The following is a 22,279-nucleotide window of genomic DNA, read 5'->3' as shown; positions in this document are numbered from 1 at the left end:
AAATTAACAAATGAATGACAAAATAACAAACAAAAAGGACATAATTCTTTCTTTAAATGAAGGTGAAAATTGATAAAATATTCTTATAGAAAACACAGAGATATATACAAATATCACAATCAAGGAGGAAAGAAATAAGATGAAAAAATTTACAGTGTGTTTACTGATCGGTGCAATGGCTGCAAGTATGCTTACCGGCTGTGGAAGCAATGGTGGAAGTTCTGATTCTTCAGACTCAAAAGCAGACAGCAGTTCAGAAACAATGACTATTATGATGAACGGTTCTGATTCAGATGCATTTATGGAAGGATACCGTAAGATCGTTGATGGATTTAATGAGTCCAACGAGTATGGAGTAAAGGTAGAAATTCAGAACATAACCAACGCTGACTATAAGACAAAACTGACAACAATGATGGCTTCTGACTCTGAACCAGATATTATCTTTACATGGCCACTTGGATATCTTGAAAACTTTGTAAATGGTGATAAGGTCGTCAGCATTCAGAAATATCTGGATGAAGACGAGGACTGGAAAAATAGTTTCAATGGAGGTATTTTAGATCCTTTAACATATGATGGCGAAGTATATGCAATCCCAACTCAGCAGAGTACAGCTATCATGTATTATAACAAAGCAATTTTTGATAAATATGGTCTTGAAGTTCCGACTACATATGATGAGTATGTGCAGATATGCGACACATTAAAAGAAAATGGAGTTACACCTGTTGCATTAGCTTCTACAGCGGATGATGCATGGCTTGTATCTCAGTATATCCAGCAGCTGAGTGATGGAATTAAAGGCGAGGATCTATTCAACTCTCTAAAAGACGGCACAGGAAAATGGAACGATGAAGGTATGGTTGAAGCTGGTAAACTGTTCCAGGAAGAAGTTAATAAAGGATATTTCGAAGATGGATTTACCGGAGTATCAAGAGAAGAGGCACAGTTACAATTTGCAAATGGACAGACAGCGATGTACTTCAACGGATGTTGGGAAATCTCCAATCTGGATAAGAAAGAGAATGCTGCAGAAGCAGAAAATATTAGTTGCTTCTTAATGCCGGCAGTAAATGAAGAATATGCAGGTGTAGAAGTTGGTTCTGTTGATACTTCTTATGCGATTACTAAGAACTGCAAGAATGTAGATGCTGCAGTAGCGCTGTTAAAATATATGACAAACGAAGAATCAACTTCTTTATTACTTTATGATTATGGACGTACCCCAAGTACAAACTTTGATATCGACAATTCAAAATTAACACCGCTGTGTGCAGATTTCATAAATCTTCTGGGAGATGTAAAGGTACAGACACCATGGTTTGACCGTGTAGATACTGATCTTGGAAATGAATTTAACAATACAACAATTGGAATTGCAAACGGTGATGATGTGCAGGAAGCATTTGATACCCTGCAGTCTTATGCAGAAAGCAAGAGTAAATAAACAGATTGTTAAATAAACTGGCGGAACCTGAGATTTTACATCGGGTTTCGCTTGTTAAAAGGGAGAGTTGTCTATGAATAAAGTAATGGGTAATAAGAAAACCATAGCACTTTTTGTATTGCCTGCATTTATTATTTATGCAATCTTTGCATTAGCTCCTATCTTTTATAATGTGTATCTTTCATTATTTGATACAGACCTGATGTCAAAGATGAATTTTGTAGGAATCAAAAATTATCTGAGTCTTTTCAGTGATAAAACATTTAAACATGCATTTGGAAATAATATTCTGATGGTTGTTGGATCTTTGGTGGCACATATGCCATTAGCAATGTTCTTTGGTAATGCAATCTTCAAAAAAATCAAAGGTGCATCATTTTTCCAGACTGTATTTTTCCTTCCATGTGTAATCTGTGGCGTAGCAGTTGGTCTTACATGGACATTCGTTTACAATGGTAACTATGGTCTTTTGAATGGATTCTTAAAGGCAATCGGACTTGGCGGTCTGCAGCAGATGTGGCTGGCTAACAAAGAGACAGCAATGCTTTGTATCATTATTGTTATCATGTGGCAGTATGTTGGTTATCATATGGTAATTCAGCTGGCTGCAATGAGAAATATTGATTCTTCTTTCTATGAGGCTGCTGAGATTGATGGTGCTACGGGCTGGCAGCAGTTTAAGTACATCACATTTCCGCTTATCAAACCAATCCTGAAAATTGACGCGGTTCTGATTATTACAGGTTCTCTGAAATATTACGATCTGGTTGCTGTTATGACTTCAGGTGGACCAAACCATGCAACAGAGGTTATGTCTACATATATGTATTATCAGTCATTTAATATTCTGAATTATGGATACGCCAGTGCAATCGGTGTTGTCTTAATGTTACTGTGTATATTATCTGTAGGAATTTCCAACAGAGTATTCAAGACAGACGAAACAGTGTAGGAGGTGTTGGAAAATGAAGAGAAGTGCCTCAGAAAATATATGGCTCGTTATTAAATATGTATTGCTGATCGGGTTTACGATTCTTTGTGTCTACCCTCTTGTATGGCTGTTTTTGGCATCATTTAAAACGAATGCTGAATTGTATACGAATACATGGGGATTACCGGAACAGTGGTCAATGACAAACTATGTAAATGCAGTTGTAAAAGGTGGTGTATTCAGATACTTTGGAAACTCAGTTATTATTGCTGTTTCTGTGGTTCTGGTTACTGTAATCCTTGCAACAATGGCATCTTATGCAATTGCCAGAATGCATTGGAAGCTTGCAAACCTTACACATAGTATTTTCCTTTTAGGAATGATGATTCCTATTTATGCTCTGGTAATTCCTCTGTTCTCTATTTTTAAGGGGATGGGGCTTCTGGATACACATCTTGCTGTTATTATTCCGCAGATTGCTGTAGGATTTCCGATGGCCATTTTCATTATCTGCGGATTTATGAGAAGTATTCCGACAGAACTTGAAGAGGCAGCAATTATTGACGGATGTACGGTATTTCAGTGTTTCTTTAAGATTATCCTGCCAATAGCAAAATCTTCAGTTGTAACAGTTGCAGTCGTTCAGTTTATCAATGTGTGGAATGATCTTCTGTTGCCGAGAATTTTCCTCACGGACAGTTCAAAAATGACGCTGCCGGTAGGACTTACCAACTTCCAGGCGATGTATTCTACAGACTATGTAGGTATGATCGCGGCAGTTATTATTACAATTATTCCTAGCATTGTAGTTTATATTTTATTACATAAGCAAATTATGGAAGGTATGGTTGCAGGTGCTGTAAAAGGATGATATGATTCAGAAAAAGAAATCGCTGCTTCTTATATGGGGCAGTGATTCTTTGAATCAGGAAGGTGGTAATGTTATGAATTTGTTGATTGCAGATGATGAGGCTGTAATTCGCAGGGGACTGCTGAGTCTTGACTGGAAATCAATAGGAATTACAGATGTGTATTCGGTTGCAAATGGAGTAGAAGCGAAAGAACTTTTGTTGAGAACATCGATAGATCTGGTTATTTTTGATATCAGAATGCCCGGTTTCAGTGGACTGGAACTGGCGCAGATGGTGAAAGAACGGTCTATGGATGTGGCCGTTGTACTTTTATCTGGATTTTCAGAATTCGAATATGCAAGATCGGCAATGCGATATGGTGTATATGAATATCTGCTTAAACCGGTTTCTCCAAATGAACTGATGGAAACAATGCATAACGTTATGCACCGTCTGGAACAGAAAAGATTTGAACAGAAGTTATTAAGCCAGAAGGATGAATTTGGGGAAAAGCATGATGCGGTATCGCAGGTAAACAGTCTTTTTGTACAGTCATCCGGTGCAATCAAATCGATTCTGACTGATATCGCGCAGAATTATGAGCAGAATATTTCTTTGGCAGATCTGGCTGAGAAGTATCATTTTTCAGAGAGTTATATTTCACGTAAGATTAAGAAAGAAACAGGCTATACTTTTGTGGATATTCTAAACGGGATTCGTCTGATGTGTGCTGCGAGTCTTCTTAAAACAGGTGAAAAGATAAGCGATGTGTGTGAAAAAACAGGATTTAATGACCAGCATTATTTTTCACAATTGTTTAAGAAAACATTTGGATGTACACCGTCGAATTACAGAAGTGAAAGCGGAGAAACTTTCTCGGGGCTTTATGAAATTCTGAACAGTAAAGCTGGAAATGGAAAGTGATATGGCAAGACAAAATAAATTAAAGAAAACAGGTGGCTTAAAAACAAATGGCGGTCTGATGAACAAAATTTTTAAAGTTTATATGCTGTTAATGTTCATTTCCTGTATGGTTCTTTTGATTGTTTTTGGAATTCGTTTTTCGAGCGTTTATAATTCACAGGCAAAATCTCATATGAATGATGTTACTGCAGCTACGGAAACAAGAATAGAAGAAAGAATCAGCCAGATAGATCAACTTTCTGTGTCAATTCTGATCAATAACAGTGTGCAGAAGAATTTAAAATCAATTAATCATCAAAAGGTTATGGAACCGGAGAAAACATCTTTTCAGATTGAAAAAACAGCGATTTCCAGAGATATTCGAGGAAGTATTTTTAATATTCCAGGTATTGTATCAGCCAGAATATATTCTTCTGATGGTGTGGAAATTGTAATAGGAACTTCCGGTAAAAAGATGAAAGCCGATGATATCACAAGAGAAAAGATATATGCAAAAAACGGAGGTGCATTATGGGCAGACGATGAAGAAAACGGGATGGTTGGCCTGTATCGCGCAATCTTAAGTGTTGACGATTTTAAGCCTATTGGATATATGGTTATTGAATGTAAAAATTCATACTTCAGTGAGAAGCTTCGATCTGTTCCGAGTACTTATAAAAACCGTTTTTATCTTTTGAATAATGAGATGGATATTATTGTATCCAGTGAAGAAAATATGCAGGGAATTTCTTTTCCACTGAAGACCAGAGATTTTAAGAGAGTAAAAATTGTCAGAGATCCCAGTACTGAGAAGAATAGCTATTTCACATATCAGTATATGAACAATGGATGGCTTTTGGTTTCTACTATCAACGTAGGGCAGTTGTGGAAGAATATAGGAATTGCCCTTCTGAGTGTACTTCTTACGTTTGGAATCGTGCTTCTGGTGTCTCTGGTAATAATGAGACATGCCGCCAGAGTTATGGTAAAACCGACAAAGAAGCTAGTGGATAGTATGACAGCATATCAGGAAGGAAATTTTGATTCCCGATTCGAGGTGGAAAATCAGGATGAAATCAACCAGATTGGTATGGTTTATAACCAGATGGCGGATAAGGTACAGAATCTGATAGAGAAGAATTATACGCTGGAAATTGCAAACAGAGAGGCTGAAATTGAATTTCTGAAAATGCAAATCAACCCTCATTTTTTGTATAACTGTCTGGATACGATAAGCTGGCTTGGTTTTTCAAATGGAAACAGTGAAATAACGGATCTGGCAGTTGCTTTGGGAAAATTTCTCCGGGCAAGTATCAAAAGGGAAGACTATTATACGGTAAAACAGGAAATGGAGGTTGTAGATAACTATTTATTTATCCAGAAATACAGGTTTGGAGACAAAATAGAGATCAGACATAATATTCCTGATGAAGTGCTGAATTTCTATATACCAAGCTTTATCATTCAGCCGGTTATAGAAAACAGTATTGTACATGGTCTGGAAGAACAGATTGAAAAAGGAATCCTGTGGATCAACATTCAGCTATGTAATAACAAATATCTTCAGTTTAATCTGACGGATAATGGAAAAGGCATGGATGAAGAGCAGTTAAAACAGGTCATTCAGAATTATAGTGATAAAAACAAAAAAAGCAGTATTGGATTGAGTAATGTATATCGAAGGTTGAATTTGCTATATGGAGAAGCATGTGAATTTCATGTGACAAGTGTAGCGGGAGAAGGAACAGAGGTGACTTTCAGGATTCCTGTAATGCAGGTACCTGGCAATCATACTCTGAATGAAACATAAATGTTTAGTGGAGGACATGACAATGAATGCAAAACAGAACTACAAATGGAACGAACTGACAATGGGAACCTGTTATTATCCGGAACACTGGGATAAGAAACTCTGGGCAGATGATCTTGACAGAATGAAGAAGACCGGAATTTCTGTGATCCGTATTGCAGAGTTTGCATGGAGCAAAGTAGAGCCGGAGGAAGGTGTTTTTACCTATGATTTCTTTGATGAATTTCTGGACCTATGCAGTGAAAAGCAGATGAAAGTTATCTTCGGAACACCTACAGCAACTCCTCCTGCATGGCTGACAGAGAAATATCCGGAAGTCTTAAATGCACGGAAAGATGGTGTGCTTCTCAGACATGGAGGAAGAAGACATTATAATTATAACTCACCGGTTTATCAGAGACTTTGTGCAAGGGTTGTGGAGAGAGAAGCTGCTCATTATGCGAAACATCCGGCAATCGTGGGATGGCAGATTGATAATGAAATCAACTGTGAAGTGGATGAGTTTTATTCAGAGGCAGATTCTGTTGCGTTTCGTGAATTTCTCAGAAAACAGTATGGAACTCTGGAGAAATTAAATGAAGCATGGGGAACTACCTTCTGGAATCAGACTTATACAGCATGGGATCAGATTTATGTTCTGCGCCCGGTTTTAACTCGGGGAATTAATCCTCATCAGCATCTGGATTATATCAGATTTATTTCAGAGAGTGCCCGTCATTTCTGTAAAATGCAGGCAGAGATTATCAAAAAATATGTAAAACCGGGAGACTATATCACAACAAATGGTAAATTCTGGAATCTCGACAATCATAAAATGGAGAAAGAGTCTCTTGATGTTTATTGTTATGATTCTTATCCGGATTTTGCATTTGGTCTGGATCGTGATCCGCTGCACAGTGATGATCTGAATGATCGTAAATGGTCTCATAATCTCGCAGAGATACGTTCTATTTGCCCTCATTTTGGAATTATGGAACAGCAGTCCGGTGGAAATGGCTGGACAACCAGAATGGAAGCACCGTCTCCGCGTCCGGGACAGTTAACTCTCTGGGCAATGCAGAGTGTAGCTCATGGTGCTGATTATATTTCTTTCTTCCGCTGGAGAACCTGTACATTTGGTACAGAAATCTACTGGCATGGAATTTTGGATTATGATAATCGCGAGAATCGTAAATACAGAGAGGTTCAGGATTTCTATAAGAAGTTAAAAGCAATTGACGGTGTATGCAATTCAGAATATAAAGCAGCATTTGCAATCGTTAAGGATTATGATAATGAATGGGATACTTCTGTAGATGTATGGCATAACAGAGTAGCAGGAGCAAGCGAACAGGGAATCTTTAAAGCTGCTCAGTTGACACATACACCATATGACATTGTATATCTGCAGGAGGACAGTGAACTTACAGATCTGACGAAATATCCGGTACTGTTTTATGCACATCCGGTTCTGATCAGTGAAGAACGCGTGAAACTTTTGAAAGAATATATTGAGCAGGGCGGAACATTGGTTATCGGATGCCGTTCAGGTTATAAAGATATGAATGGTAAATGTGTGATGCTTCCACAGCCGGGGCTGCTGGCAGAACTTACCGGTACAGATGTACGTGATTTTACATTTACAAGTCCTGCAGAAGACGAGGTATTTGCAGAGTTTAGCGATAAGAAAATTCCAATGCCAGTATTTAATGATATTATTACACCGCTGGAAGGCACAAAAACACTGGCCATCTATGGAAACAGTTATTATGAAGGAAATCCTGCGCTTACCTGCCATGCAGTTGGCAAAGGACAGGTATTACATCTGGGGGCAACTTTCAATAAGGAAAATACTGAAGCATTGTTTGATTATCTGAAGATTAAAGAGCCATTTAAAGAATATATTGAAGCTCCGGAAACAGCGGAAGTGATTATGCGTGAGAAGGATGGAGAGAAATACATTTTTGTATTAAACTATCAGGCTGAAAAGATTGAATATACACTTCAGAAACCAATGATCGCACTTTATGATAAAACAGAAGCAACAGGAAGATGTACACTTCCTGCATTTGGAACTGCTGTGTATAAAGTAATAGAATAAAAAGTATTTCGAGAGTTACCGAAAGAATATAAAGACGGGGACTGACTAAAAACTGCTATAGAAACAAGAATGATATATTTGGCTTGTTATTCAAAGAAACATATATCAGGAAATGTTTGATATAGCAGTTTTTATTTGTCTGTGTATATGACAGGAAGGATAATCTTGGTAATTTTTATCAGGCAGTTTTTTTGATAGATTATTCCTCAAGTAATTTCACATAACGTGCCTGATGCTGAACGGCCGGAAGAAATTTATTTAATTCCTTTCGTATGTTGTATTATTCTTTTTTGGTGTTTTGTTTCCTGTACTTCTGCGGGCTGCAGCCCTTCACTCTGGAGAATATCTTGGCATAGTAGTTGGAGTCTGTGAAGCCGGATTTCTGGGCGACTTCCATGATGCTGTCATCGGAACTGAGGAGAAATTCAAGGCTCCGTTCCACCCGGTATTCCTGCAGAAATGTAAACAGGGATACGTTCATGTATCTCTTGAATAACCGGCTGCATTCGCTCTCGCAGAGGTGGATTTCCTCTGCGATATCTTTCATCTGGATTTTATTCATGTAATTGTATTCCAGATAATCCATGATCTCACGCATACGGTTTCGTTCCAGTTTGCTGTGTTCCGTATAGGGGAGGTTCTCCGGGAGATTCTGCAGCATACAGCGCCACAGCTTCTGCAGCGTTCCGGTGATATCCAGTTCGTAAAATTCTTTTTTCTCTTCATACAGAGTTATGATTTCTCTTACATATTCAGAAAAAACTTCATGCCAGGGCTGCGAATAGTCAATGTAGACTGCAGGAAGGGAGAAATTGTGTAAAAATGGCTCCACATATTTCCTGCGCAGGATACTTCCGTAGGAACCATAGATAATCTTTGGCAGAAAAGTGATGGAAACATATTTGCCGTCTTTCATATCTTCCATGAAGCCTGCGTGGAGTACATTGGCATTTCCCAGAAGGATATCTCCTGCTTTCATGTGGTAGGTACACTGGTTTACTTTATAGAGAATCTGTCCATCCAGGACAAGGGTGATTTCTATCTCAGGATGCCAGTGCCAGAGAAAGGAGCCGGATTTGTAGCCGGAAAGTTTCTCGTAGCTTACCAGCAGTGGAAATTCATCACTGCCATGTTTCTTCAGTTCTTTCTGTGAGCCGTCGGTTATGATCTCTGCCATTATACATGCGTCCTCCGTTGAGAATATATGATGATCTTTAATTATCGTATTTTATAGCAATTCCGGAAAATATTGCGGACAACCCGATGCATCAGAGAAAGACCGTTATGCGAAATTGCTGTTGATGACTTATATAATACATTGTACACTTATATAGATATAAACGCAAGATTTTACTATTTTCCCCTTAGATTATCAAGGAATTTTATGACACAGCAGGGTATACTTTAATCCAAGAGTGTAGCTGATAAGGCTGCTCCTAAATTTTCATACACATATTCCCGTCTGCCGCTGGTTTTCACACCTGCACTGCCACTGTAAACCGTGAAAATTGTCAGTACATAGTACTCATAAAACTATGTATCAGCGGTCAGACCGGAAAAATGAACGGAGGATTTTTACAATGAATATTCCAAATAAAAATGAATTGACACGTATTTACGGCGAAGCAGAGAAATCAGCAGCACGTTTTCAGGCTGTAGCTGATCATTTCGCAGAAATTTACCATCATGATATAGCAGAATTTTTTACAGCACCGGGAAGAACAGAGATCATCGGAAACCATACAGATCATAATGGCGGTCGCGTAATCGCAGGCAGTATTGACATGGATACCATCGGTGCAGCTTACCCGAACAACAGCAGTGTTATCCGTATCACAAGTGAAGGATATGACAAGGAAGTTGTCGTAGACATCAATGATCTTGCCAGCGTACCGAAGGCTCAGGGAACCGTATCTCTGGTAGCAGGTATGGTGGAAGCTATTCAGAAATTCGGTTTTAAAGTAGCCGGTTTTGATGCTTATGTGACCACAAATGTAATCCGCGCAGCAGGTGTAAGCTCTTCTGCATCTTTCGAAATGCTGGTATGTTCCATCATTAATTATTTCTTTAATGATGGTGCAATGACATACATCAACTATGCAAAAGCAGGACAGTATGCTGAGAATGTTTACTGGCTGAAGGCTTCCGGATTAATGGATCAGCTTGCATGTGCAGTTGGCGGACCGATCCTTCTGGACTTCTCAGACAGAGAGAATCCAAAATATGAGAAAGTAAACTTCTCCTTCCATGATTATGATCATCATCTTGTAATCGTTAATACAGGAAAAGGTCATGCTGATTTAAGTGAAGAATACTCTGAGATCCCTATGGAAATGAAAGAAGCAGCCAAGGCAGCAGGAGCAGAGCTTCTCTGTGAGACAACTCTTGAGAAAGTGCTTGCAAACATGGATAAGATCGATAATGACAGAGCAATCTTAAGAGCTATTCATTTCTTCAAAGAGAACGAACGTGTAGAGAGAGCCGCAAAAGCAGTTGAAGAGAAAGACGGTGAGACTGTACTGAAGCTTCTCAGTGAATCCGGAAAATCTTCCTGGGAATTACTTCAGAACTGCTATCCGATCAAAGCATATACAGAGCAGAAGATTTCGGTTGCGCTTGCTCTTACAGATCTCTTCCTTGAGAAACTGGGCAAAGGTATCTGCCGTATCCATGGAGGCGGATTTGCCGGTGTTATCATGTGCGTAGTGCCGGAAGAGGAGACAGAGAACTATGTTTCCTATATTTCTGAATTTGCAGGAAAAGAAAACGTATATCCGATGAATATCCGCGCAGTTGGTGCAGTACATATTGAAAAGTAAATATGTCGCAAAGGGTGTTACTGAACATACAATTATGAGCAGGCAGCGAAGCAGATTGTGAATATCTGTTTGACAAATATTGATTTAGATGTTATCAGGAAAAACAGGCAGCAGTAAGGTGGATTGGATTGCCATACACTTTACTGCTGTTTTTTTGATGGAAGTTTCCTGTTTTGCTTTTCAATGCAAAATTCCTGTATTATAATTGTGATAATGTATAATTATGATAATGATATATGATAATTTTTGTAGATAATGCATTTTGCATCTGCTTATCAGAATGTGAAATTTACAGGAATTGCTACAGAATTATAAGGTATCTAACCGAATAAACTGCGGAGCAGTTATTCGATGTAGAGCCGCGTAACGAAGCGGATGATTTTATCCGCTTGACATGAGGGGGAAGGAATAATGAAAAAAGAATGGACAATGCGGAAGGCACTGCTTGTTCTGTGCATCGTAAGTGTCGTATTCGCACTTCTTCTGCAGACGTTTCTGTTTCATCAGTCTCTGCGCAGACAGATCCGGGCAGAGAGTATTTCAGATCATGAGCTTTCTCTGAATAAAATGCAGACAGATCTGTCTAATTTTATTCACACAATACGAGGGGAAATGCTTATGATCTACAGTGAGCAGGATCTTATCGCAGCTATGCGTGATACTGCTGAAAAGGATTCAAGCATGAAGGATTATTACTGGAGAAGCTGGTATTTTGCAAGGAAACGTTTTACAAAGGAGGATCAGCTTCTTGCCATGTATCTTTATGATACAAAAGATCATCTGATCAGCAGCTACCGCTACAATTCAGTTACATATCCCAAAGATATTTACAAGGTAGAGTATGATGATAATTCAGACCGGGTTTATGATTATGTGCATGGAGATCGTACAGACCTGATGATTTCCGGATATCACAATTCTGTTGCAAAGAAAGATATTGTGCGGTTTGTGTTGAAACTGCATAATTATGATGCAGACAGGAATGCCCTGGGGTATCTGGTCTGTGATATTAACAGTGCGGCATTTACTTCAATTATGGCTAAATATGTGGATGTAGAGCAGGTATGTCTGTGGCTGCAGCCATTAAATGACCGGGTGATTGCAATGACCGGAGAGGCTTCTGAGAGTCAGCGCAGAATCCAGAAGCAGTTGGCAAAGGTTGTACAAAGTCATTATAAATCCGGTGAACTGGAACAGGAGTATGATGGAAATTATCTGATCCAGGTGTCACAGGAGAACTATAATCTGGAGGCATTTGTGCTTGTCTCCCAGTCTCTTCTCACTGCAACGCAGAAGACACTGATACGAACACTTCTTATTATAATGGGAGCCATGATCCTTGCAATTATGGTGATCGTATTGTTTGTGTCTCAGTGGATGACAAAGCCTGTAGAAGAGATGAGCAGCACTATCACGCGGATCAAGGACGGAGAAACCCAGCTTCGGGTGCAGCCCGTAGGATGGTCTCAGGAATTGACTACGCTGGGTACGGAATTTAATGAAATGCTTGACCGTATGCAGGTCATGGCACAGGAAGAACTGCAGCATAAAATGCTGGTAGAGCGGACGGAGTATAAAATGCTGCAGGCGCAGATAAATCCTCATTTTCTCTATAATACACTGGATACCATGAGCGGGATTGCCAATGCGCAGAACTGTCCGATGGTAAGCGGTATGTGCCATTCATTGTCTGCAATTTTCCGCTACAGCCTGAATATGACAGATGAGCTTTCCACTGTGCAGAATGAGATGGCGCATGTGAGAAATTATCTCTATGTTATGGATATGAGAAATGGCTCAACGATAGCTTACGATTATCAGATTGACAGCGATACACTGGCAGATCAGATGCCGCGTATCTGCATCCAGCCGGTTGTGGAGAATGCGCTTACACATGGTCTCAGAAATGTCCGCCGTAAGGATAAAAAACTTCTGATACGTTCAGAACATGTGAATGAGAATCTGGTGATCACAGTTCAGGATAATGGTGCGGGGATGGATGCGGAATCTATGAACCGTCTGCTGGAGCAGAATGATATGAAACGTGTGGAGTCCGGCATTTCCATTGGAATCCTGAATGTCAGCGCGCGTCTGAAGAGGCTTTTCGGAGAGAAATACGGACTGCATATTGAAAGTACAGCAGGCGAGGGGACAACTGTGACGATCACAGTTCCGGCTGTTTCTACGGAGAATTCCGGTGATATGGAAAATGTGTAACTGTTCAGTACCTTCACAGTTACGAGCCAAAATGCATTAAAAATCACCTGCGGTGATGGCATTTTGGCTTGTATGTCTCGGGATTTTGGTACTTACGTGCCAAAACACCTCGCGGGATAGTAGACTACTGAATAGTTACGAAAATGTTCAAAAATGAGCAAGGAGAGAGACAATGAAAAATATGAAATATAAGGTTCTTGCTGCAGATGATGAATTCTGGAGCAGGGAAAATATCCGGAATCTGATACCATGGGAGGAGTATTCCCTGGAATTTCTGGAGCCTGCATGTGACGGGGAAGAGGTTATGGAGAGAATCGCCGAAGAAAAACCGGATATTATTCTCACAGATATTAATATGCCATTTCTGAGCGGTCTGGAATTGCTGCAGCGTTTGCAGAATGAATACCCTGAAATCATTACCATCGCCATCAGTGGCTATGATGACTTTGATAAGGTAAAGGGTGTATTTGTTTCCGGCGGTCTGGATTATCTTCTGAAGCCTGTGGGAAAGGAAGAGATGGTAAAGGTGCTTACCAAGGCACTGGGACTTCTGGAAGAGCGTGAGAATACAAAAAAGCAGGATGAGACCAGCAAGCTCCAGAAACATAAGCTGTCGTCATTTCTGGAAGACAGTGAATACTCGGCACTGCTTTCCGGGAAACTGTACGGGCAGTCAGCATCCCAGACTCATGTATCCAGCACGAATACATTTTCAGAAGTAGCCACACTGATGGTTAAATTTTACAATATTACAGAGATTGCGGAGCAGTTTGAACATGATAATCTGCAGATGTCCTGGAATATTAAGTCCAGATTGAGAGAACTGACCGGTTCAAAAGGGAATGCGATTATTTTTAACAACAGCAATAAGATGAGCGAATTTCTTATTGTAAAGACTGCTGACGCAAAGGAATTCAGAGCACTGGCAGAAAATATTCTGAAAGAATTTCCGCTGGAAGAATACGGCCCTGTCTCTGTTGTACTCCATGAGCAGACAAGTTCACTGGATGATATCGGTACAGTTTACAGAGAACTGATCTCAACACTGATTACCCGTCCGTTTAACAGGGAACACAGTATCCTTTTCTGCCCGGAAGAGAAAACAGGAGAGCTGCCAAGAAACAGCGAAACGCAGATGGTCGGGAAATCAGCACCTGCACATATGGAGACGGAATTGTATCATCTGTTGACAACGGGACAGAAGGCAGAGGCAGAGAAGCTGATCTTTAAGACCTGTAATTTCAGACAGTGTGATGATGGAAACTGGACTTACCTGGATGTGAAACAGTATGCGGGCAGGATTACAGGAATCCTTTACCGTTATGTTCAGGAGAAATGCCCGGAGCTTACCGCACAGGCAGAGGAAGCCATGGATAACATTGATTATTATATGAAATGTCTCAATGCACACTCTCTGCTTGTATCCCTGAAAATCCTGTTGGACAGCTTATGGGAGAGCGGAGAGGATAAAAGCTCTGATGCAGGTTCTATTATGCAACAGGTGGAGCAGATACATAAATATATTGAGCGTTCCTATCATGAGAATATTACACTCACTGCTCTGGCAGAGCAGTATCATATGGATGCAAGCTATCTCTCCAGGACTTTCAGTCAGAAATACGGTGAGACGATCATTGCATTTCTTACCAGAATCCGGATGGAGAAAGCGGCAGAGCTTATGAAAAATCAGGACAAGAAGCTGGAGACGATTTCGTTTCTGGTGGGATATGATGATTATAACTACTTCAGCAGGGTGTTCCGAAAGAAGGTGGGATGCAGCCCGAGGGAGTATCGGAATAAGTTTACGCAATTATAATATGGAAGAAACTCAGGTAGAATTGAGTGGACAGTAGCGAAAGCGGAAGTCCTCTGTATGGCGGTTCTTATCGAATCGATACAGAGGACTTTTTTGAAAGATATACAACTGATCAATAGAGAAAACATACAAGTTACTGGCATTTTGCCCAACTTGTTCATATTTTGTCCAAGTTTTATATATAAACTGGTCAAAAATGTGCAACAAAATTTTTCAAATATGTCCTAACTGACCAAAGGCAAAGTATGGTTTAATATAATCACAGAGGAACGGAAAGCCCGGAAAAACTTCCGTTCAAAAAAATAAGAAACTAAGATTTTTCAAGGAGGGTTTTACAACATGAAAAAAAGAATGAGAAAAGCAGTCGCTATCGCAGCAACAGCAGCAATGGTTGGTTCTTTACCGGCAGGTGCAGTTACAGCACAGGCAGCCGATGACGACATCACAATCGGCGTATCAATCTGGAGCTCCACAGACGTACTTGGAAGCCAGAGTAAAAAAATCATTGACAAAGCAGCAGATGCTCTTGGTGTTAATGTAATGTATGTTGACCAGGGCCACGTATCTGAGCAGGTTACAGCTTCTGTTGAACAGCTTTGCGCAGCAGGATGTAACGGTATCGTAATCTGTAACTCTGCAGACTCTGAAATGACATCTGCCATCCAGACATGTGATGCAAATCAGGTTTACCTTACACAGTTCTACCGTATTATCTCCGAAGAGAACAGCCCTGAAGTATATCAGACAGCATGCAACTCACAGTATTATCTTGGTGCAGTTCATGAAGACGAAGTAACAAACGGATATACACTGGTTAACCTGCTTCTTGAGAACGGTGACAGAAACATCGGACTTGAGGCATGGACAGTTGGTGATGCTACCTTCCAGCAGAGATGGAAAGGTTACAAACAGGCAGTTGACGAATGGAATGAAGCTAACCCGGATGATCAGGCAACAATCACAGAGCCTGTATATGCTAACACATCTTCCGAAGAAGGTGCAGCAGCAGCTCTTTCCCTTTACAACTCCAACCCTGATATGGACGCTCTGATCGTTGCGGGCGGCGGCGGTGACCCACTTGTTGGTTCTATCGGTGCTCTGGCAAACGAAGGACTTACAGGAAAGATCGACGTTGTTTCCACAGACTTCCTTGATGACCTTGGCGAGCAGCTTGAATCAGGCGGAATGTTTGCTGAATCAGGCGGACACTTCTGCGACCCGTTATATGCATTCCTTATCACATATAACGCAATCAAAGGCAACTATGTAAAAGATGAAGGATCCTTCGGATACGAAATCCAGTTCCCATACCTGTATGTATCTTCTTCCGAAGACTATGAAAACTACAAGAAATACTTTGTAGATGACGATCCATACACAGATGAAGAGCTTGTGGAATTAGCAGGATACAGCTTTGATGATCTGAACAAAGCAGCTACATCACTTTCTATTGAGGATGTTATTTCCCGTCACAGCAACTAATATGATGAACTTATGCTCCACTGCCTTTTCTCCAAAGGGCAGTGGAGAAACTTTTAAGAGGTAATTGTCAGTGCCCGCTCGAAGCAAAAGGCCAAACCCTGATGAAGCGTGTGACCTCCTGCTTTTGGCGGGCGATGAATTGGATAAGGAGAATGGTTATGAAAAAACTCAAACAAAGCCAGTATTATGGAATCGGCCTTCTGGTTCTTATGCTTGTAGTTTTCTGGGCAGTATTTAAAGTACTTGCACCGACTACTTTCGGTTCCCCGGAGAAACTGGCCACTTACATGAAATCAGCATTAATTTACGCAGTTGGCGGATGTGGCCTCTACTTTATCTGCGTAATGGGACCTTTCGATATGAGCGTTGGTGCCAATATCGTACTTTCATCCATTATCGCCTGCAATGCAAGTGAGAAATTCGGTTATGCCGGTCTTATCATTGCACCGCTGATCTGTGGTACGATCATTGGTCTCATCAATGGTGTGGTTTATATTAAATTACATATTTCTTCCCTGATCGTTACATGTGCCCTGTCACTGATATACGAGGCATTCAGTGTATATGCCACAAACGGAAAGAACGTAATCCTGTCTACAGATTACAGAGCATTCGGTGATTATCCGGTCAACCTGATCCTGGCACTGATCGCATATCTGCTCTGTGCATTCATTCTGAAATACACAAAGATCGGTACTTATACATACGCAATCGGAAGTAATGAAGTTGTTGCAAAGAACATGGGTGTAAATGTTTCCAAATACAAAATTGTAGCCTTTACTCTTGCAGGTTTCTTCTTCGGACTTCAGGCAATCCTGACGATCAGCTTTGGTACTTCCATGACATCAGCTTCCAACCTTTCCTCTATGAGCCGTAACTTTACTCCTCTGATGGGAACATTCTTTGGACTGGCATTTAAGAAATACGGCCATCCGGTTATCGCTATCGTGATCGGTGAGATGATCATCCAGCTTATGTTCAACGGTTTCGTTGCACTTGGTGCTCCGACTACTATCCAGAACGTGGTAACAGGTGTTGCACTGCTGGCAATCGTTGCACTGACAACCAAACCGGTTAAAGGTCTTGTAGTAAAATAAGGAGAACGATTATGGGTGAAATATTATTAAGAGCAGAAAATATTGATAAACATTTTGGCATCACACACGCCCTGGACAACGTTTCCTTTACATTTAATAAAGGTGAGATCCACGCACTGATCGGTGAAAATGGTTCCGGTAAATCTACATTAACATCCTGCCTGACAGGTATTTACCAGAAAGATTCCGGTAAGTTTATCCTTGAAGGAAAAGAGATTACTGCAACAAACCAGGTTGAAGCCAACCATCAGGGTGTAGCCATTATCGTACAGGAGATCGGAACACTTTCCGGACTGACTGTAGCAGAGAATATTTTCCTTGGAAACGAGGATCAGTTTACCAAATGTGGTATCAAAAATACCGCAGCAATGAACAAGAAAGCCCAGGAATATCTGGACAGCTATGGATTCAACTATATTGATGCAACTAAAGTAATCGATGATTACAACTTCGAAGATCGTAAGCTGGTAGAGATTGTAAAATCTACTTACTTTAATCCGAAGGTTCTGGTTGTAGACGAGACAACAACAGCACTTGGACAGAAAGGCCGTGAAGAGCTTTTCAAGGTAATGCACAAAGTTCGTGACACAGGAAACTGCGTAATCTTTATTTCCCATGACCTTGAGGAGGTTATTGAGCAGTCTGATAACATCAGCGTACTTCGAGATGGTGTAAAGATCGGTTCCATTACAAAAGAGGAAGCTACACCTGACAGACTGAAAGCCTTAATGGTAGGTCGTGAAATCGGTGACAGTTACTATCGTACAGACTACGGCGAAAAGGTATCTGACGAAGTTGTTCTTTCTGCTAAGAACGTGACAGTAAAAGGACAGATCGAGAACCTGAACCTTGATCTTCACAAAGGTGAGATTCTTGGTATCGGAGGACTTTCCGAATGTGGTATGCATGAGGTTGGAAAGGCACTTTTCGGAGCTTCCTATTTCCGTCAGGGAAGTGTAACTCTGGGAGATGGCACACCGATCAATTCCATTCCGGATGCCATCAAACACAGTATTGCATATGCTTCCAAAGACCGTGACAATGAGTCTCTGGTCATCAATGATACAATTGGCGATAACATCTGTCTTCCATCTCTGGAGGATCTGAAGACTCATGGATTCCTTCGTGCAAAGACAATGAATGAATTTGCCAATAAATTTGCAAAACAGATGAGTACAAAAATGACAGGTGTTGACCAGTTTGTATCCGCTCTTTCAGGCGGTAACAAACAGAAAGTCGTTCTTGCACGCTGGGTTGGTAAAGACTCCGACCTGATCATCCTTGACTCCCCTACACGTGGTATTGATGTCAAAGTTAAAGCTGATATCTATGCCATGATGAACGATATGAGAAAAAGAGGAAAATCCATTATTATGATCTCTGAGGAAATCATGGAGCTTCTGGGTATGGCAGATCGTATCCTGATCATGAAAGACGGCAAGATCAATGGTGAATTCCTTCGCTCTCCGGATCTGAAAGACACAGATCTGATTGACAATATGATTTAAGGGGGTAAAAAAATGAGTACAACAAAAAAATCAACTGAGCAAGTACCATTTCTGGAACGTCCCATTGTGCGTACGATCCTTCCTATCGCAGGATTCGTGATCATCTGTGTATTATTTGCATTCCTCACAGACGGCAGACTGTTTCAGCCGAAAAATATATCACTGCTTCTGAGCCAGTCATACATGCTGCTGATCTCATCCATCGGCGTGTTCATGGTAATGACAATGGGTGGCCTGGATTTCTCCCAGGGCTCCATGCTTGGTGTTGCTTCCATCGTAGTCTGCTACCTTTCCCATTACAATATGGTTCTGGCAGCTCTGGGTGGTGTGGTAACAGGTGGACTGATCGGACTGATCAATGGTTACTTCAATGTTAAGAGAAAAATCACAAGCTTCATTGTTACAATCTGTACAATGTATCTGTTCCGTGGAGTTTGTGCTTATGCAACAACTAACTCACCTGTTTATGCAGTAAGTGATATTTCCAAATACAACACACTGCCATTTATGCTTACTTTTACAGTGATCATCTTCGTAGTGGCATACCTTGTATTCACTTACACAGGTCTGGGCTCCAGACTGAAAGCAATCGGTGCAGGTGAAACAGCAGCAAGATTCGCAGGTATCCGTGTAGAAACTACAAAGATCCTCGTATTCGTGGCAGCAGGATGCATCACAGGACTTGCAGCATTTGTCAATGCTATCAAAGTAGGTTCCGTTACATCCACAGCCGGAAACCAGCTGGAAACACAGATCATGATCGCCCTGGTACTTGGCGGAATGCCTGTAAACGGCGGTGCTAAAGTAAGATTCTACAATATCATTCTTGGTGTTATGACATACAAAGTACTTTCCAGTGGTCTGGTAATGCTGATGATGCCGACACAGTTACAGCAGCTGATCCTCGGTATCATCTTCCTGATCGAGGTAGCAATCTTCAGTGACAGGAAGACAGGTATGATTGTTAAGTGATCATTATCATGCTTAGAGTGCTGTGGGTATTGCAGCAGACAGTGTTATAGATTTATATGACAAAAAACATTCGTCATATAAGCTGACATAATCTCATTACTATATTTACATAAAATCCCTGGCTTTCCGCAGAAATTGAATCTGCAGGAGACGGGGATTTTTGTCTTAGAGATTTATCTTTTGTATAAAAAATTTTTAGAGTCGAAGAAAATTTATATATTAAACCTCATTTCGTATTTTATTTACAAGTGCCATGTGTGATTTTGTCGAAAACTTTTTCTTGTAGAATCCATCTTTTTGCATTATACTAAGTCCAAAGAGTTCTTCTGCTTCGGAAAGGACAGAAGAATGGAAACCAGAAAATTCAAAGATCTGACAATACGGGATGCGTTTATGTTTGCAGCAGTGATGTCTGATCCGGAAATCTGCCGAAGAGTGCTGGAGCTGGCATTGGGAATTCCGATTTCGGAAGTACACATTCAGACAGAGAAAACCATGGCATATCATTCGGAATATCATGGGGTTCGTCTGGATGTTTATGCTGCAGATGCTGACAGAACACGTTTCAATGTGGAGATGCAGGTTACTTTGCAGAAATTTCTTCCGAAAAGAAGCCGTTATTATCATGACCAGATAGACATGGACGCCTTACTTGCAGGTGATTCCTATGAGAATCTTCCGGATACTTATGTTATTTTTATCTGTGATTTTGATCCATTCGGTGATGGATTGTATCGTTATTCAACAGGTATGGTCTGTGAAGAAACGGGAAAATCTGTAAGTGATGGTGTGAAAACTGTTTATCTCAACGCACATGGAAGGAATAGAGATGGTATTCCTGAAGAGTTACTGCAGTTTCTGGATTATGTGAAAAATACCGGGCGAACAGAAGGGATTTCAACGACAGATCCATTTGTCAGACATCTGCAGGACAGTATTGATAAGATCAAGCAGAATCGTGGGATGGAGGAAAGATATATGCTGTTAGAGGAAATGATGAGGAATGAAAAACGGGAAGGAAATACAGAAGGAAAACAGGAATTTCTTCTTACTGCGCTTGAATCCAAATTTTCAGTTCCGTCTGAGTTAAAAGAGAAAATCATGTCCGAAACAGATATTGAAAAACTTAACCTGTGGTTCCAGCTTTCGCTTAAAGTGTCTTCTCTTGAAGAGTTTGAACAAAATATGTGAAGGTTCTGAAGTATTTCTTAAAACCGGTAGTTATTTTTAGCGGAAAATTTGCACGCATCTATAAATTCTAAGCCCATATCGGGCAATCTATCAGAAACTTGTTATTATTAATGTAGTGGGAAACAGAAGGACTCTTTTGCTATAAGTCAGGCAGATATTCACAATCTCCGCAGGGGAGGAAAAGTCGCAGAAATCCAAGGAATGTGCATGATCTAACTTTACGGTAAAATGGTTTCATGTTATCATTATTTCATGGAATTGCTATAAGAAAAAACGCGCAGAAAGTTGTTGCCTGACTCAGAGAGCGGTATACGGAAGATACCCATTAACAGAGTAAATACAGGAAAAAGAACGGGAGAGGATTTCAAATGATAGATGTACACAAGATAAGTACAAACTGTACAAGAAATGAATTTGTAGGAACCGCAGTTCTGGATACGATCGGGCTTGTGATTTCAGGGATTGATGATACTTTGCTGGAGACTATGAACGTAGGAATGAAGTATCGCTGTCTGGGATTGTTCAGTTCCCGTACAGGTGCTGCAGGACAGATCACTGCTATCGATGATGCGGTGAAAGCAACCAACACAGAGGTTCTTTCCATAGAATTGCCGAGGGATACCAAGGGATGGGGAGGTCATGGAAATTATATTGTTCTTGGGGGAACTGATGTCTCGGATGTACGCCATGCCATATCTATGGCTTTGGAACTTACGAATAAATATGCAGGTGAACTCTATATCAGCGAGAGCGGACATCTGGAATTCGCCTATTCAGCCAGTGCAGGACAGGCTCTGAATAAAGCATTCGGAGTACCGGTTGGAGAAGCCTTTGGGTTTATGGCGGGTTCTCCGGCTGCAATAGGGCTTGTGATGGCAGATACTGCGATGAAATCAGCGCCTCTTTCCATTGCGAAATATATGACGCCAAATAAGGGAACCAGCCATTCCAATGAAGTGATCCTGGCAGTTTCCGGAGATGCCAGTGCTGCTAAGACAGCGGTATTAAATGCCAGACAGACAGGTCTGGAGCTTCTGATCGGAATGGGCAGTTATCCGGAGATACCGGGGATCCCGTATTTGTAGAAATAAACTTTGTTGTTACTGTTCACACACCACTATCCCGCGAGGTGTTTTGGCATGAATATGCCAA

At 40.7% G+C, this 22,279-nt stretch carries 16 protein-coding genes; 15 read left to right on the top strand and 1 reads right to left on the bottom strand.

The window, feature by feature from the left end; translation table 11 throughout:
* Nucleotides 1–139: 139 nt before the first annotated feature.
* From LJE11_RS08480 to LJE11_RS08455, 6 genes are all read left to right on the top strand, one after another.
* Entirely contained in the window at nucleotides 140–1,450 is a 1,311-nt protein-coding gene (locus tag LJE11_RS08480) for an ABC transporter substrate-binding protein (protein ID WP_008705222.1), read from the top strand.
* 73 nt (nucleotides 1,451–1,523) lie between these two features.
* Entirely contained in the window at nucleotides 1,524–2,402 is an 879-nt protein-coding gene (locus LJE11_RS08475; protein WP_008705221.1) for a carbohydrate ABC transporter permease, read from the top strand.
* 13 nt (nucleotides 2,403–2,415) lie between these two features.
* Nucleotides 2,416–3,252 carry a carbohydrate ABC transporter permease gene (locus LJE11_RS08470; protein WP_118408579.1) on the top strand — a complete coding sequence of 279 codons (837 nt, stop codon included), beginning with the start codon at nucleotides 2,416–2,418 and terminating at the stop codon, nucleotides 3,250–3,252.
* Between the two features lies 1 nt (nucleotide 3,253).
* Nucleotides 3,254–4,156 (top strand): response regulator transcription factor, encoded by a 903-nt coding sequence (locus tag LJE11_RS08465; protein ID WP_227295814.1) that lies wholly within the window; start codon nucleotides 3,254–3,256, stop codon nucleotides 4,154–4,156.
* Between the two features lies 1 nt (nucleotide 4,157).
* Complete coding sequence (locus LJE11_RS08460; protein ID WP_227295813.1) at nucleotides 4,158–5,945, top strand: sensor histidine kinase; 1,788 nt, start codon at nucleotides 4,158–4,160, stop codon at nucleotides 5,943–5,945.
* Between the two features lie 22 nt (nucleotides 5,946–5,967).
* Nucleotides 5,968–8,025 carry a beta-galactosidase gene (locus LJE11_RS08455; protein WP_020993205.1) on the top strand — a complete coding sequence of 686 codons (2,058 nt, stop codon included), beginning with the start codon at nucleotides 5,968–5,970 and terminating at the stop codon, nucleotides 8,023–8,025.
* A 280-nt stretch (nucleotides 8,026–8,305) separates the two neighbouring features.
* Here LJE11_RS08455 and LJE11_RS08450 read toward each other — a convergent pair whose 3' ends face one another.
* Nucleotides 8,306–9,202 (bottom strand): AraC family transcriptional regulator, encoded by an 897-nt coding sequence (locus tag LJE11_RS08450; RefSeq protein WP_008705216.1) that lies wholly within the window; start codon nucleotides 9,200–9,202, stop codon nucleotides 8,306–8,308.
* Between the two features lie 403 nt (nucleotides 9,203–9,605).
* On the opposite strand from LJE11_RS08450, the gene LJE11_RS08445 reads away from it, so the two are divergent.
* From LJE11_RS08445 to pduB, 9 genes are all read left to right on the top strand, one after another.
* Complete coding sequence (locus LJE11_RS08445; RefSeq protein ID WP_008705215.1) at nucleotides 9,606–10,844, top strand: galactokinase; 1,239 nt, start codon at nucleotides 9,606–9,608, stop codon at nucleotides 10,842–10,844.
* A 411-nt stretch (nucleotides 10,845–11,255) separates the two neighbouring features.
* Nucleotides 11,256–13,061, top strand: coding sequence for a sensor histidine kinase (locus LJE11_RS08440; RefSeq protein WP_227295812.1), 1,806 nt, complete (start codon nucleotides 11,256–11,258; stop codon nucleotides 13,059–13,061).
* 172 nt (nucleotides 13,062–13,233) lie between these two features.
* Nucleotides 13,234–14,877, top strand: coding sequence for a response regulator transcription factor (locus LJE11_RS08435; protein ID WP_008705213.1), 1,644 nt, complete (start codon nucleotides 13,234–13,236; stop codon nucleotides 14,875–14,877).
* Nucleotides 14,878–15,216: 339 nt separating this feature from the next.
* Nucleotides 15,217–16,359, top strand: a complete 1,143-nt coding sequence (locus tag LJE11_RS08430) for a sugar ABC transporter substrate-binding protein (protein WP_008705211.1) — start codon at nucleotides 15,217–15,219, stop codon at nucleotides 16,357–16,359.
* Nucleotides 16,360–16,517: 158 nt separating this feature from the next.
* Nucleotides 16,518–17,456, top strand: a complete 939-nt coding sequence (locus LJE11_RS08425; RefSeq protein WP_008705209.1) for an ABC transporter permease — start codon at nucleotides 16,518–16,520, stop codon at nucleotides 17,454–17,456.
* Between the two features lie 11 nt (nucleotides 17,457–17,467).
* Nucleotides 17,468–18,964, top strand: a complete 1,497-nt coding sequence (locus tag LJE11_RS08420; RefSeq protein WP_008705208.1) for a sugar ABC transporter ATP-binding protein — start codon at nucleotides 17,468–17,470, stop codon at nucleotides 18,962–18,964.
* Nucleotides 18,965–18,976: 12 nt separating this feature from the next.
* Entirely contained in the window at nucleotides 18,977–19,936 is a 960-nt protein-coding gene (locus tag LJE11_RS08415; RefSeq protein ID WP_008705206.1) for an ABC transporter permease, read from the top strand.
* 348 nt (nucleotides 19,937–20,284) lie between these two features.
* Complete coding sequence (locus tag LJE11_RS08410; protein WP_008705204.1) at nucleotides 20,285–21,127, top strand: Rpn family recombination-promoting nuclease/putative transposase; 843 nt, start codon at nucleotides 20,285–20,287, stop codon at nucleotides 21,125–21,127.
* Nucleotides 21,128–21,495: 368 nt separating this feature from the next.
* Nucleotides 21,496–22,212, top strand: a complete 717-nt coding sequence (pduB, locus tag LJE11_RS08405) for a microcompartment protein PduB (RefSeq protein ID WP_008705201.1) — start codon at nucleotides 21,496–21,498, stop codon at nucleotides 22,210–22,212.
* The last annotated feature ends 67 nt before the right edge of the window (nucleotides 22,213–22,279 follow it).

It is taken from the genome of Blautia sp. DFI.1.216 (genome assembly GCF_020594215.1).
Taxonomy (GTDB): Bacteria; Bacillota; Clostridia; order Lachnospirales; family Lachnospiraceae; genus Blautia_A; species Blautia_A wexlerae.
This window is presented reverse-complemented; position numbering and strand designations above follow the sequence as displayed.

Coding starts and splice junctions, on each gene's coding strand:
- LJE11_RS08480 (WP_008705222.1), top strand. CDS start 140: ATGAAAAAATTTACAGTGTGTTTACTGATCGGTGCAATGGCTGCAAGT.
- LJE11_RS08475 (WP_008705221.1), top strand. CDS start 1,524: ATGAATAAAGTAATGGGTAATAAGAAAACCATAGCACTTTTTGTATTG.
- LJE11_RS08470 (WP_118408579.1), top strand. CDS start 2,416: ATGAAGAGAAGTGCCTCAGAAAATATATGGCTCGTTATTAAATATGTA.
- LJE11_RS08465 (WP_227295814.1), top strand. CDS start 3,254: ATGATTCAGAAAAAGAAATCGCTGCTTCTTATATGGGGCAGTGATTCT.
- LJE11_RS08460 (WP_227295813.1), top strand. CDS start 4,158: ATGGCAAGACAAAATAAATTAAAGAAAACAGGTGGCTTAAAAACAAAT.
- LJE11_RS08455 (WP_020993205.1), top strand. CDS start 5,968: ATGAATGCAAAACAGAACTACAAATGGAACGAACTGACAATGGGAACC.
- LJE11_RS08450 (WP_008705216.1), bottom strand. CDS start 9,202: ATGGCAGAGATCATAACCGACGGCTCACAGAAAGAACTGAAGAAACAT.
- LJE11_RS08445 (WP_008705215.1), top strand. CDS start 9,606: ATGAATATTCCAAATAAAAATGAATTGACACGTATTTACGGCGAAGCA.
- LJE11_RS08440 (WP_227295812.1), top strand. CDS start 11,256: ATGAAAAAAGAATGGACAATGCGGAAGGCACTGCTTGTTCTGTGCATC.
- LJE11_RS08435 (WP_008705213.1), top strand. CDS start 13,234: ATGAAAAATATGAAATATAAGGTTCTTGCTGCAGATGATGAATTCTGG.
- LJE11_RS08430 (WP_008705211.1), top strand. CDS start 15,217: ATGAAAAAAAGAATGAGAAAAGCAGTCGCTATCGCAGCAACAGCAGCA.
- LJE11_RS08425 (WP_008705209.1), top strand. CDS start 16,518: ATGAAAAAACTCAAACAAAGCCAGTATTATGGAATCGGCCTTCTGGTT.
- LJE11_RS08420 (WP_008705208.1), top strand. CDS start 17,468: ATGGGTGAAATATTATTAAGAGCAGAAAATATTGATAAACATTTTGGC.
- LJE11_RS08415 (WP_008705206.1), top strand. CDS start 18,977: ATGAGTACAACAAAAAAATCAACTGAGCAAGTACCATTTCTGGAACGT.
- LJE11_RS08410 (WP_008705204.1), top strand. CDS start 20,285: ATGGAAACCAGAAAATTCAAAGATCTGACAATACGGGATGCGTTTATG.
- pduB (WP_008705201.1), top strand. CDS start 21,496: ATGATAGATGTACACAAGATAAGTACAAACTGTACAAGAAATGAATTT.